The organism is Paenibacillus yonginensis (assembly GCF_001685395.1).
Taxonomy (GTDB): domain Bacteria; phylum Bacillota; class Bacilli; order Paenibacillales; family Paenibacillaceae; genus Fontibacillus; species Fontibacillus yonginensis.
This window is the reverse complement of sequence record NZ_CP014167.1, coordinates 1,669,734-1,685,975: the sequence shown is the minus strand read 5'-3', so window position 1 is coordinate 1,685,975 and position 16,242 is coordinate 1,669,734. Positions and strand designations below refer to the sequence as shown.

The 16,242-nt window shown below is 51.6% G+C and carries 16 protein-coding genes and 3 pseudogenes; all 19 read right to left on the bottom strand.

All coding sequences use genetic code 11. The annotated features are described in order from the left end of the window. Positions 1-90: 90 nt before the first annotated feature. Entirely contained in the window at positions 91-837 is a 747-nt protein-coding gene (gene map / locus AWM70_RS07790) for a type I methionyl aminopeptidase (RefSeq protein WP_068695229.1), read from the bottom strand. 35 nt (positions 838-872) lie between these two features. Beyond that, positions 873-1,601 carry a TetR/AcrR family transcriptional regulator gene (locus AWM70_RS07785; protein ID WP_068695228.1) on the bottom strand — a complete coding sequence of 243 codons (729 nt, stop codon included), beginning with the start codon at positions 1,599-1,601 and terminating at the stop codon, positions 873-875. Between the two features lie 198 nt (positions 1,602-1,799). Next, positions 1,800-2,816, bottom strand: a complete 1,017-nt coding sequence (locus tag AWM70_RS07780; RefSeq protein ID WP_068695226.1) for an SDR family oxidoreductase — start codon at positions 2,814-2,816, stop codon at positions 1,800-1,802. A gap of 92 nt (positions 2,817-2,908) precedes the next feature. Beyond that, a complete protein-coding gene (locus tag AWM70_RS07775) occupies positions 2,909-4,006 on the bottom strand; it encodes a mandelate racemase/muconate lactonizing enzyme family protein (protein WP_068695224.1) in 1,098 nt (365 codons plus the stop codon). Positions 4,007-4,129: 123 nt separating this feature from the next. Beyond that, positions 4,130-4,900: a meso-2,3-butanediol dehydrogenase gene (gene budC / locus AWM70_RS07770; protein WP_068695222.1), complete on the bottom strand. Its 771-nt coding sequence runs from the start codon at positions 4,898-4,900 to the stop codon at positions 4,130-4,132. A gap of 3 nt (positions 4,901-4,903) precedes the next feature. Then, complete coding sequence (locus AWM70_RS07765) at positions 4,904-5,581, bottom strand: GntR family transcriptional regulator (RefSeq protein ID WP_068695220.1); 678 nt, start codon at positions 5,579-5,581, stop codon at positions 4,904-4,906. Between the two features lie 33 nt (positions 5,582-5,614). Beyond that, positions 5,615-6,463, bottom strand: a complete 849-nt coding sequence (locus AWM70_RS07760; protein WP_068695217.1) for an amidohydrolase family protein — start codon at positions 6,461-6,463, stop codon at positions 5,615-5,617. Further along, a complete protein-coding gene (gene fucU / locus AWM70_RS07755) occupies positions 6,453-6,902 on the bottom strand; it encodes an L-fucose mutarotase (RefSeq protein ID WP_068695215.1) in 450 nt (149 codons plus the stop codon). The genes AWM70_RS07760 and fucU overlap by 11 nt, the downstream gene beginning before the upstream one ends. Before the next feature lie 50 nt (positions 6,903-6,952). Then, positions 6,953-7,735 (bottom strand): LutC/YkgG family protein, encoded by a 783-nt coding sequence (locus AWM70_RS07750; protein ID WP_068700465.1) that lies wholly within the window; start codon positions 7,733-7,735, stop codon positions 6,953-6,955. Between the two features lie 88 nt (positions 7,736-7,823). After that, positions 7,824-9,342, bottom strand: a pseudogene (locus AWM70_RS07745) (LutB/LldF family L-lactate oxidation iron-sulfur protein). Next, the gene (locus AWM70_RS07740) at positions 9,339-10,067 is read right to left on the bottom strand and encodes a (Fe-S)-binding protein (RefSeq protein ID WP_068695214.1); all 729 of its coding nucleotides are present in this window, start codon (positions 10,065-10,067) and stop codon (positions 9,339-9,341) included. The pseudogene AWM70_RS07745 and the gene AWM70_RS07740 overlap by 4 nt, the downstream one beginning before the upstream one ends. Before the next feature lie 18 nt (positions 10,068-10,085). Continuing rightward, positions 10,086-10,880, bottom strand: a complete 795-nt coding sequence (locus tag AWM70_RS07735; protein WP_068695212.1) for an SDR family NAD(P)-dependent oxidoreductase — start codon at positions 10,878-10,880, stop codon at positions 10,086-10,088. Positions 10,881-10,930: 50 nt separating this feature from the next. Further along, a complete protein-coding gene (locus AWM70_RS07730; RefSeq protein ID WP_068695210.1) occupies positions 10,931-12,091 on the bottom strand; it encodes a UxaA family hydrolase in 1,161 nt (386 codons plus the stop codon). Next, complete coding sequence (locus tag AWM70_RS07725; protein ID WP_068695208.1) at positions 12,091-12,423, bottom strand: UxaA family hydrolase; 333 nt, start codon at positions 12,421-12,423, stop codon at positions 12,091-12,093. The genes AWM70_RS07730 and AWM70_RS07725 overlap by 1 nt, the downstream gene beginning before the upstream one ends. 27 nt (positions 12,424-12,450) lie before the next feature. Next, positions 12,451-13,359 carry a fumarylacetoacetate hydrolase family protein gene (locus AWM70_RS07720; protein WP_068695206.1) on the bottom strand — a complete coding sequence of 303 codons (909 nt, stop codon included), beginning with the start codon at positions 13,357-13,359 and terminating at the stop codon, positions 12,451-12,453. 32 nt (positions 13,360-13,391) lie between these two features. Then, a pseudogene (locus tag AWM70_RS07715) lies at positions 13,392-14,166 on the bottom strand (SDR family NAD(P)-dependent oxidoreductase). 50 nt (positions 14,167-14,216) lie between these two features. After that, on the bottom strand, positions 14,217-14,966 hold the full coding sequence (locus AWM70_RS07710) for an IclR family transcriptional regulator (RefSeq protein ID WP_068695204.1): 750 nt from the start codon (positions 14,964-14,966) through the stop codon (positions 14,217-14,219). A 226-nt stretch (positions 14,967-15,192) separates the two neighbouring features. After that, positions 15,193-15,925 (bottom strand): annotated as a pseudogene (locus AWM70_RS07705) (class I SAM-dependent methyltransferase). A 46-nt stretch (positions 15,926-15,971) separates the two neighbouring features. After that, positions 15,972-16,241 carry a hypothetical protein gene (locus tag AWM70_RS22645; protein WP_169823413.1) on the bottom strand — a complete coding sequence of 90 codons (270 nt, stop codon included), beginning with the start codon at positions 16,239-16,241 and terminating at the stop codon, positions 15,972-15,974. Position 16,242: the final 1 nt, after the last annotated feature.

Here is a 16,242-nt window from a genome sequence, read left to right as displayed (position 1 = left end):
GCGGTCTAAGCGTTAGATCATGCTGCTAGATTTGCGCTTAGTCCTTTATTATGACCTGGCAACACCTTTTCTGGACGTTCGCTTCAAATTTTATTGGGCCGTTAAAACCAGCGGTCCGTCCTGCGTAATTGCAATCGTATGCTCATATTGCGCTGATAGCTTGCCATCAGCTGTTCTTGCGGTCCACTGATCATCGTCGATCGTAATACGGAACGTGCCTTCGTTAAGCATCGGTTCAATCGTAAACACCATGCCTTCCTTTAACCGGATGCCTTTGCCGGCTACGCCGATTTGCTCGTAATTAGGCTCCTCATGCAGGCTGCGTCCAATCCCGTGGGCCAGCAGATCGCGTACGACTGAGAACCCGTTAGCTTCCGCATGCTGCTGAATCGCCGACGTGATGTCGCCGAGCCGCCCCCCGGGAAGCGCCTGAGCGATTCCCAGCTCCAGACATTCCTTTGTTATTTTCATTAATTTTTGCACTTCCGGCTGGACCTGTCCCACTGCATAAGACCAGCAAGAATCGCCGAACCATCCGCCATATTCTGCGACGATATCCAGCTTCAGCAAGTCGCCGTCCTTAAGTGCCCGGTTTGAAGGAATGCCGTGGGCCACGACATCGTTGACCGAAGTGCAGGTTTCGGCCGGAAACCCGTTGTAACCTTTCGTAAATTGCTTCCCTCCTAGCTTGGTGATGTGTCTGGCCACAAAGTTGTTGATTTCCCGGGTGGTGATTCCTGGTTCGATCAGTTTGGCCACTTCACGGAAGCAGTCTGCAACGATTTGGCTTGCCGGCTTCATCTCTTCAATTTGCCGGGGGGATTTTAAGAGGATCATCTTTTGTTTATTCACTCCTTTTCCGTTTCTCCATTCTATAATTTTAATAACAGAACGATATCCCTGGCCTCTTCGCGCAGCATTCCACGGCGGAGCGAAAGCGAAGCACAGCCGACCAAGGCGGCCAGCAGCATTTCCGCGTACTGCAGCCAATCCGGCGGCTCCGCCTCCGGATTTCCTCCGGAAGAGGCAGTTCCGTTCGCCGAGCGCCCGGTTCTCAGCAGCATGGCCAGCGGCGTGAGAATCTGCCGGCGAAAGGCAGCTGAAAGCAAAGCTGCGCGCGCCTCCGGCAGCCAGGAGAAATCCTCGACGGCCAGTTTATGCAGCAGGTACAGAGCGTGGTCCTCCGCCCACAGCTGCAGCAGACAGATGCCTGCGACGGCAACCGGGCTTTGCTTTGCGGCAGTGGCCGCAGCCTGGCCTCTTCTTTGAAAATCGCCGTCCCCCTTGTGTCCGGTATCTGAAGCTGGGATCACAGCCAAGCCGGCGTTCCCGTCTGATTGAGCCTTATGCCTGCTCTTCAACGGGTCCTTCCACCATTCCTCAGCTCGTTCCAGTGCGTCCCATAGCAAATCGTTGAGCAAATCGCCTTTATTGCCGTAATAATGGTACACCGTACCATAACCAAGTCCTGCTTGTGCGGCTACATCGCGGATTTCCAGCAAAGGTCCTTTATTCAAAAAAACTTCAGCAGCGGCTTTACGAATCTGTGTCAAACGCTGCAACCGAATCTCCTCATTTTGTTCCTTCGTGCGTGGAGTCATCTTGTCCGTTCACCTCATTTGTTTTTGACCTACTGTAATGTCAATATAAGACATTCCCTTGCATATAGCAAGGAGATGCAAGGGAATTACGGCCCAACTTAACAATGGATGCCTTCCGACACTTTTGTATGACAGACAGGCCGCCAATATTGAACAGCAAAAAGGGACAGGCCTCCTGTCCCTTTGTCTTCTTTTTGTTTAACCTTTGATCGTATTTGCAGCAGCCTCCAAAGCTTGAATGACTTTATCACACCACGCGTCAAATTCCGGATCCTCTGTTTGGTATTCGGGATGGGTCAGGATATGATCAACCGTTTCTTTAATTCCTTGATCCAGGCGGATTGTGGCTGTAAATTCCGGAACCAGCCTTTTGATCTTGGAGTTATCAAACACCACGGTATTGGCCTTATCGCCCAGCAAACCGCCCCGGTAATCCTCGGTGCTGCAGGCCGCCAGAAATTCGGATGACACATGAACGGCTTGCAGCTTGACGCCCAGGCTGCTTGCGATAATTTCATAAATTTGATTCCAGGTTACGGATTCATCCGAGGTAATGTGCACCGATTCGCCGATGGCATGAATATTGCCCATGAGACCGATAAACCCTTTTGCAAAATCCCGGTTATGCGTCATGGTCCATAAGGAAGTCCCGTCTCCATGAATGATAACCGGCTTGTTATGCAGCATCCGTCTGGCAACCTGCCACGTTCCTTTGCTGCCATGGACGCCCAGCGGAATGGATCGTTCATCATAAGTATGGCTTGGTCTAACAATCGTAATGGGGAAACCCTGCTCGCGATATTGCTTCATCAAATATTCTTCACAGGCAATCTTGTTTCTGGAGTATTCCCACAACGGGTTGGACAAAGGCGTGCCCTCGGTGATTCGGTAATCGGACAATGGAGTCTGATAAGCGGAAGCCGAGCTGATGAAGATGAATTGCTTTGTTTTACCATGAAACAACCGGTAGTCCCGTTCCAGCTGCTCTGGCACAAAAGCGATAAAATCCGCAACCACATCAAACTGCAAATCCTGAATCAGCTTGGCCACCTTGTCTTCATCTTGAATATCGGCAATAAGAGTCTTCACGCCGTCCGGGAGTTCATCATTCCTGGAACCGCGGTTTAAGAGATACAACTCACATCCTTGGTCGATAAGCTGCCGGGTAATGGCCGAGCTGATCGTTCCGGTTCCTCCAATAAAAAGCGCTTTCATAAATCCACCTCCAAAGTCGCTTGCTAAATTTTCTTTCTCAGTATAAGGTAACATATCCCGCTGCATGAAGGCACTGTATTTTTTAAGCGGTCTTATTTCACCCGGTATTTCTCAAAATACTGCGGAATTACCTCGGTCGACGCGCCCGGCATTTCCGGCAGGACATAATAGCCGTTTTTGACCGTTGTAGGTTCAACAAAAATGTCCCGGATCCAAGGAATGTATTCCAGCATAATGGCATTTTGTGTAGCTCCGACGAGATGCTGGTGGATTTGGCCCATATCTCCCACGTGGGGAACAACGGGCAGGTCATAAGCCGCTGCAAGGCCGGCTACTTGGAGCCATTCCGTAATGCCGCCGACACGTGTGCAGTCGACCTGCACGTATTCTACCGCTCCGTTATGGATGTAATCCCGGAAGGCATATTTATGATAGACATGTTCGCCAAGCGCAATCGGAACGTTTAATTCGTCGGCTAGCTTTTTATGCCCCAAAATGTCGTCGGGGTTGAGCGGCTCCTCCAGCCAAAACAGGTCGAACTCCTCCAGCTTCTTCCCCCAGGTCATGGCCGTATTGATATTCCACTGCTGATTTACGTCAATCATGAGAATAATCTCATTGCCGATCAGCTCGCGGACGGCTTTAACCCGATCATAATCTTCTTGGGTGTTCGGTTTTCCGACCTTCATTTTGACGCCTGTAAACCCTTCTTCCACATAGGAGCTAATATCCTGCAGCAATCTTTCTTTTGTCCAGTTCAGCCAGCCGCCGTTCGTATTATAAGCTTTGATTCCATTGGATTTATGGCCGCCGAGATACTGCCACAGCGGTTTGTTGGCTGCTTTGGACATGATATCCCACAAGGCAATATCGACGGCGGCAAGGGCCATATGGGTAACCCCTGCACGACCGATCCAATGCATCTGGCCAAAACGCAGTTCGTCCCAGATTTCCTTGACTTGAAAAGGATCTTTGCCCATCAGAACCGGCGCGTAATAGTCATCGATCGTATCCGTAATGAGCTTGTCACCATAAGCACATGTGCCTGTATAGCCGTAACCGACGATGCCTTCATCCGTAAAAATCCGAACCCCCGGCAGCCCCCAGTGGGTCGGTGAATTGATGGCATCTGTGATCGGCGGATTTAAGGGTACATGTAAAATAAAGCTTTCCACTTTAGTGATTTTCATCCGTTATAACCTCCAAATGATTATGATCATATATCGTGTATGATTTTTTTTGCACATGAATTCCCGGCTCTCCGTGAGTCTCCGTGGATCTCGTTTAATAACCTAAAGTTTAGCAGCTTAAATTTAGTATCCTAAAGATGCGCCCCCATCAACGGGAAGGGTTACGCCTGTTATGAAAGCGGAAGCATCGCTTGCCAGGTACAACACGGCTTTGGCAACCTCTTCTGGGGTTGCGCTTCTGCCCAGCGGGTGCATATCCTGAAGCGCCTGAACCGTTTCCGCCGGATCCGGCTGCCGGCTGATCCATTCTTCCAACAACGGCGTCGACACGCCGGCTGGACAAATACAGTTTACGCGTACGCCATCCTGTGCGTAGTCCAGCGCAAGCGCTTTAGTCATCGCTATGACCGCGCCTTTTGTTGCCGAATAAACGGGATTTTGGCGTTGTCCCATCAATCCGTTGAGCGACGCCATGTTCACGATGGTTCCTCTATGTTTTCTAAGCTCAGGTATGCAATGTTTAATCATCAGAAAAACGCTCTTCAAATTAACGTCTACAGTCCGGTTCCATTCGTCTTCGGAAATGTCCTCAAGCTCCTTGGGAAGGACGACGGCCGCATTGTTAACCAAAATATCAATAGAGCCGAAAGCGGCAATGGTTTGCTGGACGAGCCGTTTCACCTGCTGCTCCGAAGAAACATCCGTCTTCACCGCTAAGGCCCGGCCATTTGGCGGCAGCTTTCGATTGATCTCGTCAGCGACGCGGACGGCTTGGGTTTCATTCCAATCCGCTATAACAACATGGGCGCCACGATCAGCAAATAACTTGGCGGCCGTTTCTCCGATTCCGGAGCCGGCGCCTGTAAGAATCGCCACTTTCCCCTGCAGCTGCATGTTTTAGCCTCCTGTATTCCTGAAATGGACGTTTGCCCTTTGCCTGGCTTGGTTGATATGTTCGAACATTGCGGCTGAAGCCCCGTTGACGTTCCGCCGGATTAGCTCCTGCAAAATAGCATGATGTTCGGCCCATTCCACTTCCCGGTCGTCTACATCCAGATTTAATTCAATAAACGTGAGGTATCTTTGAGTCTGCTCAATATAACCGTTCACCAACGTTCGCAGGCTGTGATTATCGCAGTATTCAAGTATCGTGCCGTGAATGGAATCATTCATTTCCGTGATCATCTGCAGACCGTCATTTGCCCGGACAGTTTCATTGGTGCGAATGGAATCCAAGGCCGAGCTCAATTGGGCGAGCTTTCCATCAGGAATGGTTAACGCGGCTTTTCCGGCGGCAAGGGGCTCCAGCTGTAATCGGATTTCAAATATTTCGTTTAATTGCTGAAGGCTCATTAGATTAACAAACATCCCTTTGAAAGGGACCATATGCAAATAACCTTCCGACTGCAGCCGGGATAACGCTTCGCGAATCGGGATGTTACTGACTTCCAGCGTGCGCGCGAGCTGATCGATGTTGACTTTCTCACCGGCAGGCAGCTTATGTGTTAAAATATCTTCTTTGACGATTTTATAGATTTCTTCCGTAACGTTCATCCGGCTGATCCTGCTTCCCATTCCGATCTATTTCCCCTCCTTTCCATCCCTCTATCAGGTATGAGGCAGCGCTTTCAACTTGTAGAACCGGCTCGCATTATGGCCAAAAATATTCCCTTTCTGCTCGGCGGACAAAGTTTGCGGCAGCTGGTCGTTCAAAAGCTCAAACACTTGTGCATAACTCGCCGCGAGCAGGCAAACTGGCCAGTCGCTTCCGAACATCACCCGGTCAGGGCCAAATATCTCCAAAATAGAATGAATATACGCCGTGAAATCAGACGGCTGCCATTGCAGGTGGTCAGCTTCGGTCACCATTCCTGATAATTTGCAGTACACATTCGGATGCCTGGCGATCTGCTTCATTTGGCTTTTCCACGGTTCCAGCCTTTGATTGGCAATGTCCGGTTTGGCGAGATGATCAACTACGCCATGCAAATCCGGCACTAGATCCATCAGCTGAACGAGAGAGTCCAGCTGGCCCGAGGTGACCAGCAGGTCAACGGGCGTCTCCTGTTCACTCAAATAAGTAAAGGCCTCGATAAAAGGTTCCTGGAGGATCACCGCGGCATCGGGCATCTCCTGAATCATGACGCGGATACCCACAAATTTGGGATGACGCCGAAACCGTTCAAGATTTTCCTTGTAGGACGGATCTTGTAAATCAAGCCAGCCTACTACCCCGAGAATAGATTCCTCTTCACCGGCTAACGACAGCAAATCATCTGATTCCTCTACTGTCGCGGCTGCTTGAACGACGATCGAGCCGTCCATCCCGTGCTGCTTGAGATGAGGCGCCAGATCGGAGGGAAGATAATCACGGTTCAATACGGGCATATCGGGCGTGATCCAATCATAATCCCCTCGGGCCAGCTTCCAATAATGCTGATGCGCATCAATCCGCATGAGCCGTAATCACTCCTTTTCGCAAAATGATATTCGCATACTGGGCGGATTCCCCCGTGGCTACGATGGCATAGGCCTTTTTAGCCCGTTCATAGAACGCAAATCGCTCTACCACTTCGAAACCGACGAACGGCTGGTTTTGACCATAATGCCTATGAATAATATCTTCGTACACGGTCCAAATCGGTGTCTCCACCGGATCGCCGGGGACGACTTCCATTAGCGCTGCTTGTTTTGCAGAGTAAGAATCAAGAGGGAAAAGGCGAAGAATGGCCTCCAGCAGCTCCGGAATCGAATGGCCGTCAGCCCGGACCAGCCTTTGCGCCACGCTTGCTGCAGGGAAATTAGCGTCGGCGAGGACGATTTCGTCGCCATGGCCCATTTCCATGAGTATTTTAATCAGGTCAGGCGAAATCAGCTTGGATATACCGATTAACAAGGGACTCCCTCCTGGATTCGTACTGTTTTTGTTTTAGTCATCCATTTTCCCTACCCTACCAGGATGGCATAAACGATCCCGGGGCCGTGAACCCCGATGGTAAGGTCATTTTCAATATCGGCCGAACGGCTGGGACCCGAAATAAAATGAATCCCCGCAGGCAGATTATCTCTTCCGGCCCGGTCAAAATGAACCAGCGTTTCTCCGAGCCTTGTGCGAAGCCGCTCCACAGGAAGAATAGCCATCAAAATCGTAGGAAGAAGACTGACGGACCTGCCCTTGGCCTTAGAGGACAGCACGGTCATCGAGCCTGTGTAAGCGGTAGCATAATCAACGAGCACAATCCCCATATCCGCTTCCGCAGCCCGTGCTTTCCAGTCCTCCTCTTGTGCATGTTCAGCAGGTTCCTGCCCATGATTCCATACCGTAAGCTTTGCTTCAGGGAGCTCGTTTTCCAGTCCAAGGGCGTCAAGCTCCGGCTGATCCTGACGGATAATATATTTGGCGCTAGTTTCTCTCGCTTTATCGGCAATAAACGTTTTGGCTTCTTCCATCGTAAGGCATCTGGCCACATGGCCGCCAGCACTTTGAAAATTTGCGGTAAACCTTTCGATTCGCTCTTCCATCGGCCATTCAAACGAGTTCCAGAAGTCCGGCGCACCGCGAAAAGGATGCTCCGGCTTCTCGGTCACACGAGGCCTGCCCAGCTTGCCGGCAATGCCGTTCATAAACTTTTCCTGCTTGGCCAGCGATTCTCTCCTCAGCTGATCCAGCCATTCCTGATGGGTGTTTTTCTTATTTTCCGTATTCTCTGTATCCCTTGTATTTTCCATATTCTCCGTAATCTCAGTCTTCGCCATGGAGGGTCCTCCTTTCCCTGCCTTTCCCTGGATTTCCTGCCTTTCTTTCCTTCGGCAATTACTAGGGAGCCTTCCTCCCTTCGCTGTTGTCTCTTGCCTTCACGAGGGCTTCCATCCTTGCCCGAACGGCCGGATCCAGCTCTTGCAGGCCGTGACGGATTTCCCGCTCCAGCGTTCCCCAGCGGTCCCGGAAGGACTCCTTCGGCAAACTCGGCGCAACCCGGTAGTTGTTCCAGCCTTTCAAGGGACCCAGCTTCGACCGGATTTCCCCGTTTCTTGCGACCAGCTTCTGTCCCATTTTGCCAAGCCCGAGCACAAGCTTGAACCGTCTGGAATTGGCCATCACGGCGCCAAAACCTTTCATGCCCGCGGATTCCATAGATTGGCCGTGTCCGCTTTCCACCTTGCGGCGGCGTAAAGAGACCAGCATATCGTGCAGCGGAATTTTAACCGGGCAAGCTTCGTAACAAGCGCCGCACAAGCTGGAAGCGCTTGCGATGTCATCCCATTCGGCAACATTCTTCTGTAAAGCCGGCGTCAGCACGGCACCGATCGGACCGCTGTAGGTTCCGCCGTAGGCATGACCTCCGATATGCCGGTAAACGGGGCATGCATTCAAACAAGCGCCGCAGCGGATGCAGTTCAGCAGTTCCTGGAATTCCGGATCGCCAAGCTGGAGCGAGCGGCCGTTATCCACGATAATAAGATGCATTTCTTCCGGTCCGTCAGCGTCCTGTTCTCTTCTTGGTCCGGTTATCCCCGACATATAAACGGTCAGCTTCTGACCGGTTGCCGAACGGGGCAATAACGTGGCCATAACCTCGAGGTCAGACCAGGACGGGAGGATGCGCTCCATGCCCATCAACGTGATTTGCGTCTTGGGAACCGTTGTGACCATGCGGGCGTTGCCTTCATTCTCAAACAGAACCATCGAGCCGGTCTCCGCAATCGCAAAGTTGCAGCCTGTCATGCCGATGTCAGCCTCAAGGAATTTCTCCCTCAGCTTCTTGCGGACGAAACCGGCAAGAACCGACGTATCCGGCGGCAGCGTTTCCCCTGCGACTTCGGAGAGCATTTCCGCTATTTGATACCTGTTCTTATGAATAGCCGGGATAATAATATGGGAGGGCGTTTCGCCTGCAAGCTGAATGATGTATTCGCCAAGATCCGTCTCAATGGCTTCTACGCCGATCGTCTCCAGCTCATGGTTCAAATGCAGCTCTTCGGTTACCATCGACTTGGATTTCACCACGGACTTTGCAGACTTCCGTTCGGCAATAGCCAAAGCGATTGTCACCGCTTCCGCCGAAGTTTCGGCAAAATGGACATGAACCCCGTTAGCGCGGGCGTTATCGGCGAACAAATTTAAGTAATAGTCCAAATGGGCAATCGTGTGCAGCCGGATTTGTCTGCCGCGCTCCCGCCATTCGTCCCAGCGGCCGTGTTCTTCGGAGGCGTTTTTTTTTGCCGCTGCGCAGCCTTTCAGTCGTGAACCGGACCGCTTTGCGCAGAAACTCGTCATTCAGCGCCAGGTCCGCTCTTTCTTTTACCGTTGTGAGCGGTGGATTCGCCTTGTTCATGCCCGGGTCACTCCTTCGTATAACAATTCGGCCAGATGCATGACCTTAACAGGCTCCCCCCGGTACCGCAGATTGCCGGCGATGTTCATTAGGCACCCCATATCCAGGCCTACCAGCACTTCCGCTTCCGTTTCTGTTACGTGATCCGCTTTCTCCGTGACCATAGCACCTGAAATATCCGCCATTTTGACCGCAAACGTGCCGCCGAATCCGCAGCAATCCTCGGCAAAGGGGAGCGGAACAAACTGGAGCCCGCTGACCCCGTTTAACAGCTTCATCGGCTCATCCTTGACGCCAAGCAGCCTGCTGCCATGGCAGGACGGATGGTAAGTGACTTTATGCGGAAATACGGCGCCGACATCCGTGACTCCAAGAACGTGAACCAGGAACTGAGTGAATTCGTACGTTTTTTCCTGCAGCTTTAAAGCCTTATCCAGGTAGACGGGATCATCTTGAAACAGATGCGCATAATGATGAACCATATAAGTACAGGAACCGGACGGGGAAACCACAAAGTCGCTGTCCTCAAACGCATCAAGAACCGTTCTAGCCGCCCTTCTGGCTTCCTCCCAATACCCGCTGTTGTAAGCCGGCTGGCCGCAGCAGGTCTGCACGTCCGGGAAATCCAACCGCACGCCATATTTGACCAACAGCCGGACCATCGCTTCCCCTACCCGGGGGTAGATGGCATCGCTTAGACAAGTGATGAATAAAGATACTTTCATGCTGCACCTCTCACGTTATCAGTGCTCCATATGGTCGTCAGGCTGAGCGGCTTTGACAGTAAGTCCGCCGTCGACCATCAGCAGATGACCGTTGATCTGCATGGCCTCTTCGGAGGCGAGGAACACTACGGCGTCGCCGATCTGCCGGGAAGTACCTAGCCGCTTCATCGGGTTGGCTTCGATTTCCTTGGCGCGAATCTCCGGATCAGCCAGAAAGTCGGTACACATGTCAGTGTCTACGGTGCTTGGACCGACGGCGTTAACATTGATATTGTATTTGCCAAGCTCGATGGCCATCCCTTTGGTCAGCATGTGGGCAGCCGCTTTGGACGATTGGTAATGCGGAATGACCGGGCTTGTGACCAGCAGGCTGGCCGTTGAAAGCACGTTGATGATTTTGCCGTAACGTTTCTCGATCATCGATTTCGCAGCCAGCTGCGAGGCCATAAATATCGATTTAACATTGGTGTTATAGGTGCGGTCCCACGTTTCTTCAGATACCTGCATAAACGGCTCAAACGGGGCGATGCCGGCATTGTTGACGAGAATCTCCACCTCGCCGAGCTGCCCGCGCACTTGCTCGAACATGGCTTCGACCTGCTGTTTGCTGCCTACGTCCGCCTGGACGACCATTGCTTTCACGCCAAGAGCCTCCACCTGCTCTTTCACTTTCTCCGCCAGCGGGCGCGAACGATCCGATGTATAATTGACCGCCACATGCGCGCCTTCTTCCGCGAGCCGGATGGCGATAGCTTCTCCGATTCCCCGGCTTGCTCCAGTCACCAGAGCCACTCTGTCAGCTAGTCTTCCCATTTCCAATAGCCTCCTATGGTTTCATTTGTTGTGCCGGTTAGGCGGATGAATTATAAACTTGGTCCAATCCGGTTAATACTGAACTCGGTATGGCCCAATATTTCGGATTTGGTCAGCTTGCCGCTTGCAACCGCCACAATTTCTTCCCAGATCCGGTTGCCCGCAGACTCCAGGCTGAGCGTGCCGTCCAGCATTTCACCGACATTGACGTCCATGTTGTCGGACATACGTTCAAACATCCGGCTGTTCCCCGTGATTTTGATGACCGGGATCACGGCTGAACCGGTCGGAGTTCCACGGCCGGTGGTGAAGCAGACCAGATGCGCGCCGCCGGCAGCCATGCCGGATACGCATTCGATATCGTTCCCCGGGGAATCCATGAAGTACAGGCCATGCTTCGGAATATCCTCCGCATATTCGATCACGCCTTGGATCGGAGCCGTACCGCATTTGCTGATGCAGCCGAGCGATTTCTCTTCGATCGTCGTCAACCCGCCCGCGATGTTGCCCGGACTTGGATTACCGCCGCGCATATCGGCGCCCATCCGTTCTACTTCTTTTTCGAACCGGTCTACGATATGGTAGAGCTTCTCCGACGTCTCCGGTGCCGAGCAGCGGGAAGCCAGAATGTGTTCGGCGCCAATGATTTCCGTCGTCTCCCCGATCACGACGCCTCCGCCATGCTGGATCAGTGTGTCGGCGGCCGCCCCAAGCGCAGGGTTGGATGCAAGTCCGGAGGTTGCGTCCGAACCGCCGCATTTGACGCCGATGATCAGCTCGCTCAGCGCCACCGGCTCCGGCTGCATCTGATCAAGCTTAGCCCGCATTTCCTTGGCCAGCTCGATGCCATGCTGGATCGCTTTGACGGAACCGCCCACCGCTTGAATGTCGATGACCTCGACGAACTTGCCCGTAGGGCGGATTGCTTCAGCAAGCTCCTGAGGATCAACAACCTCGCAGCCGAGACTGACGATGATAACGCCCCCGACATTCGGATTGCGGCCGGTGCCGGCCAGCACATCAAAGGTCCGGTCCTTGTCGGCACCGATTTGGCTGCAGCCGTGCTGATGCGGGATGGCAACCGTATCCGGCACCATCTGCATGATCCGGCTGCTTACTTGATTGGAGCAAATGACCGTAGGAATAATTAAGAGATGATTGCGGATGCCAATCTCGCCATTGGGTCTTCTGTATCCCATGATGTGAGTCATCACTGTGTTCCTCCTTGTTTGGCATTTGCCTGGTCGCCGCGGCCGCGGATACCCTCGACGTTATGCACATGGACATGCTGGCCGGCGAAAATGTCCGCTGTCGTCCGGCCAATGACTTCACCGTATTTGCGGATTTCCGTACCGGCAGGCATATCTTCGATCGCCACCTTATGCCCGAAAGGAATAGGGTCAAGCAGCACAAGCTCTGTGGCTTGATCCTTTTTCATAAAAGTGATGTGGTCTCCCGCCTGTAAATCTTTAATCGCGGTTGCCACGTGATCCCGGGCATCCATCACAATCGCGCTGGCGCCGGCTTCGATAGCTTTGGTCATTCAGGGCACCCCCTATTTATTTAGAAGTTAGGCTTGCTCATTCACCATGCGGTTCGTCAAAGAACCAAGCTTCTCGATCTCAATCGTCACGACGTCTCCGTCTTTCAGATAAACCTGCTGATCTTCCGGATAGCCGAGCACGACCCCTTCCGGAGTTCCTGTAAGGATAATATCGCCTGGCGTAAGCGTCATGTGCTGGGAGATGTAGCTGACGATTTCATCACAATGGAAAATCATATCCGAAGTGTTCGAGTCCTGGCGGACCTCTCCGTTCACGATACAGCGGATCGACAAATCATTCGGGTTGCCTACTTCGTCAGCTGTTACCAGGTAAGGACCCAGCGGACTGAATCCGTCGCAGGATTTGCCGAGCAGCCATTGATGGGTGCGCATTTGCAGATCGCGGGCCGACAAATCATTGACATTGCAGTATCCGAATACGTAATCGAGCGCATTTTCTTTGGATACATATTTCGCTTCCTTGCCGATCACAATAACCAGCTCCGCTTCATAGTCCACTTTGCTCGTCACTTTAACCGGAAGGGGAACATCATGACCGCTGCCGGTCAACGTATTATTGAATTTGTTGAACAAAATCGGATACGCCGGAATCGGGGCATTCGTTTCTTCCGCATGCTTGCGGTAGTTGAGGCCCACACAGATGATTTTGTTCGGATTCGGAACGCATGGCTCGTAAGTCAAACTGCCTTCATCCAAGATGCAGCTGCTTTCGCCGGCTGCCAACACTGCATTTACGTATGCCTGCAGAGCGGATAACGCCGCAGCCCCTCCCTCGATAACCTGGTGGACGGTTGTCGGCACGCTGCTGTCCTTGGCCTCAACCTTTTGCAGCGCTTTCAAAATATGTACAACACCGCTGTCCGTTTTAACGCCTAACTGCTGTAATCCATTTTCGTTAAAAGTAAGTAGCTTCATAAGATTTCATAACCTCCGATTCGGGAATAGAGTTATACATTTTTGCCAAAGACGACACCGCCGTCAATATAAAGAGGTGAACCCATCATGAATTTCGAATCGTCCGATGCGAGGAACAGCGCGGCTTTGGCCACATCCTCTGGACGGAGCAGATCGCCGCTGAGCTGGCGTTTTTTTGAGCGATGCGTAGCCATCTTCCATATCGTCATAGGAAGTGCGCAAATAATCTTCAACAAATGGGGTAAGCACCGTACCCGGCAATAAGGCGTTTACGCGGATTCCGTATGGGGCGTAATCGACCTGCATCGATTTCGTTAAAGCGAGGACGGCTCCTTTGGTTGCCGAATAGGAAGCCCGGCGGGCCAAACCGATTTCGGCGATGCAGGAGGACATATTGATGATTGAGCCGCCCTGCTGCTCCATCATGTGAGGAATCACGTATTTATTCGGCAAAAAGACGCCGCGGATATTGATGTTGATCACGCGGTCCCACGCATCCGGCTCTACCTCGTGAATGGCGCCTACTCCGCTGACTCCGGCATTGTTGAACAGAACGTCGATCCTGCCGAATTTAGCGATAACTCCATCCACCATCGACTTCACCGATTCAGGGTCGGTCACATCGGCTTGAATGAAGATGGCCGCCCCGCCTTCCGACGTAATCTCATCAGCCGTCTCCCGGCCTTTATCCGCCGCCAAATCGTTGACAATAACCGTAGCGCCTTCCTTGGCGAACAGACGCGCCGTCGCTTTGCCGATCCCTGAACCGGAACCGGTGATGAGTATGATTTTGTTCTGCAATCTCATGGCCTTCAACTCCTCATTCATCAATAGTAGAGGTCAACCCCTTTATTGCTTCAGGATTGCGACAACCTTTTTGCCAGAGCGCAAATTTCCTGTTTGGCCAATTCCCGCTTCTGCTCCCACTCATGCTTAAACATGGAGCAGCTGATTGCGGCTACGACCCGCCCATCCCCGTCTCGGATGGGAGCGGCTACGCAGCAGAAGCCCATCACCGCCTCTTCCCTATCAAACGCACAGCCGGTCTCCCTTACGGATGCGAGATCCCGGAGCAGCTCTTCCCGGGAGCGCAGCGTATGCTGGGTAAGGCTCGGCGTAAGCGCCTCTTCAGCATACAGGGCTCCAAATTCCGTGTGATCGAGCCACGCCAGCATGGCTTTCCCGAGCGCCGTCGCATGGGCGGGCAGCTTCTTGCCCGGCTCTGAAGCAATTCTTACCGGTGAGGGCATTTCCTCTTTGGCGAGGTATAACACTTCTTGCTGCTCCAGTTTAGCAAGCTGAATCGTCTCAAGAAGAGTCTGTTTCGTTACGGCCGCTTCCTTCCGGAACCGGTCAATGAGGCTGAACTGCTTGAAAAACGCATTGCCCCAAGCGCCCAGCTTGGAACCTAACGAATAAGTGCTGTCCTTTTCACGGACGACCCACTGAAGCGCTTCCATTGTGTTCAGCAGCGTAAACATGGAGCTTTTGTTGATCTCCAGCTGTTTGGACAAATCGATCAATTTGAGCTCTGCGGGATGCTCGCTGATCAGCAGCAAAATATCATTTGCTTTCTCCAATGCCGGAACCCAATATTTTCTTTCCATTCCTGCCTCCAACCAAATGGTTTATTATAATAAACCGATGTTTATTATTTTAATAAGCTGATCATATCATCGGTTGTTTTGCGCCGTCAATCGTCTTTTATTAATAAAATTGTTAGAGTGTTAAACGCTTTCAAGGGTATAGATCACAGCATAATCGCCACCCAGACAAAAAGGAGACCCCATTTTCAGGGTCTCCTTTTGTTTAAAAAAGAAAAATTCGTTTACCTTATTTTTCTGTTGAAAGGATTAGAAACATCGGTCTGCGCAGTTCCTCTTTCATATCAGGGATTCGCTTCAGCATGTCTTCAGAAGGAACGGGTTCCTGGACTTCTCTTATCCGAAACCCGGCTTTAATTAAGGCATTGATATAAGACGAGAAAGTTCGGTGATATTTGATCACATTCTCAGTAAGAAAGCCGGTTTCCCTTAAACCCTCTGATTGGTAATGATCCACTGGCCAATGGAGACGATTTCCTTGGTCATCGTAATGCCAATCTTGTTCATTCCGAGCAGTGAAGATCGGGTGCTCAACCGAAAATACAAAAGCTCCCCCAGGTTTTAGACAACGATAAACTTTTGTGCAGAGGGCTTCAAATGACTTGATATAATGAATGGCCAATGAGCTAAGGACAACCTCAAAATGCGAATCTGCAAAATCTATGTCTTCGATAGGCATTTTCAGATAGGAAATGGAAGGGTCATCCGTCATTTCACGGGCTTTTTGAAGCATTTTCTCAGATAGATCCACACCCACTACAGAACTTGCTTGCTGTTCACGAGCATAACGGCAATGCCAGCCGAAACCGCAGCCTAAATCAAGGACCCTTTTATTTCGCAGTTCCGGTAGCATGTCTTTGAAAACGTGCCATTCGCCCGCACCCTCAAGCCCTTTAACTGAACGCGGCATTTTTTTCATAAGCAGCGAAAAAATCAGCATCATCATATTTATTTTGTTTCACAACTGATACGCACCTCCTGAAATTTAGAGCAGCTTCTAATCAATCGTTATAATCTGCCATCCGCGCTTTCCTCTTGCTCGAAATAAAAAGTATAACCCATGACCGGGGAGCCTCCGTCTTGCCGCAGATTTTCTCCATTCACGGCTACAAGAATTCGTCCGTTTTCTTCATGCGCTTTATCCACAGTCGTGAAATTTACGACATTGTTTAAAAGATAATCATGTTCAGTACCGATACCCGGGCCTAATGTCTTATGGAATGCCTCTACATCTTTAGCGGCGATTGCATTCACCGATGCTTTTAGTTTTTCTTTCATA

Excerpts from the sequence above, each read along its gene's own strand:
- AWM70_RS07785 (WP_068695228.1), bottom strand. The coding sequence starts at position 1,601 with ATGACTCCACGCACGAAGGAACAAAATGAGGAGATTCGGTTGCAGCGT.
- AWM70_RS07750 (WP_068700465.1), bottom strand. The coding sequence starts at position 7,735 with ATGGAAAATACAAGGGATACAGAGAATACGGAAAATAAGAAAAACACC.
- AWM70_RS07765 (WP_068695220.1), bottom strand. The coding sequence starts at position 5,581 with ATGGGAAGCAGGATCAGCCGGATGAACGTTACGGAAGAAATCTATAAA.
- AWM70_RS07775 (WP_068695224.1), bottom strand. The coding sequence starts at position 4,006 with ATGAAAATCACTAAAGTGGAAAGCTTTATTTTACATGTACCCTTAAAT.
- AWM70_RS07740 (WP_068695214.1), bottom strand. The coding sequence starts at position 10,067 with ATGAAAGTATCTTTATTCATCACTTGTCTAAGCGATGCCATCTACCCC.
- map (WP_068695229.1), bottom strand. The coding sequence starts at position 837 with ATGATCCTCTTAAAATCCCCCCGGCAAATTGAAGAGATGAAGCCGGCA.
- AWM70_RS07730 (WP_068695210.1), bottom strand. The coding sequence starts at position 12,091 with ATGACTCACATCATGGGATACAGAAGACCCAATGGCGAGATTGGCATC.
- AWM70_RS07760 (WP_068695217.1), bottom strand. The coding sequence starts at position 6,463 with ATGCGGATTGATGCGCATCAGCATTATTGGAAGCTGGCCCGAGGGGAT.
- AWM70_RS22645 (WP_169823413.1), bottom strand. The coding sequence starts at position 16,241 with ATGAAAGAAAAACTAAAAGCATCGGTGAATGCAATCGCCGCTAAAGAT.
- budC (WP_068695222.1), bottom strand. The coding sequence starts at position 4,900 with ATGCAGCTGCAGGGGAAAGTGGCGATTCTTACAGGCGCCGGCTCCGGA.
- AWM70_RS07710 (WP_068695204.1), bottom strand. The coding sequence starts at position 14,966 with ATGGAAAGAAAATATTGGGTTCCGGCATTGGAGAAAGCAAATGATATT.
- AWM70_RS07720 (WP_068695206.1), bottom strand. The coding sequence starts at position 13,359 with ATGAAGCTACTTACTTTTAACGAAAATGGATTACAGCAGTTAGGCGTT.
- AWM70_RS07725 (WP_068695208.1), bottom strand. The coding sequence starts at position 12,423 with ATGACCAAAGCTATCGAAGCCGGCGCCAGCGCGATTGTGATGGATGCC.
- AWM70_RS07735 (WP_068695212.1), bottom strand. The coding sequence starts at position 10,880 with ATGGGAAGACTAGCTGACAGAGTGGCTCTGGTGACTGGAGCAAGCCGG.
- AWM70_RS07780 (WP_068695226.1), bottom strand. The coding sequence starts at position 2,816 with ATGAAAGCGCTTTTTATTGGAGGAACCGGAACGATCAGCTCGGCCATT.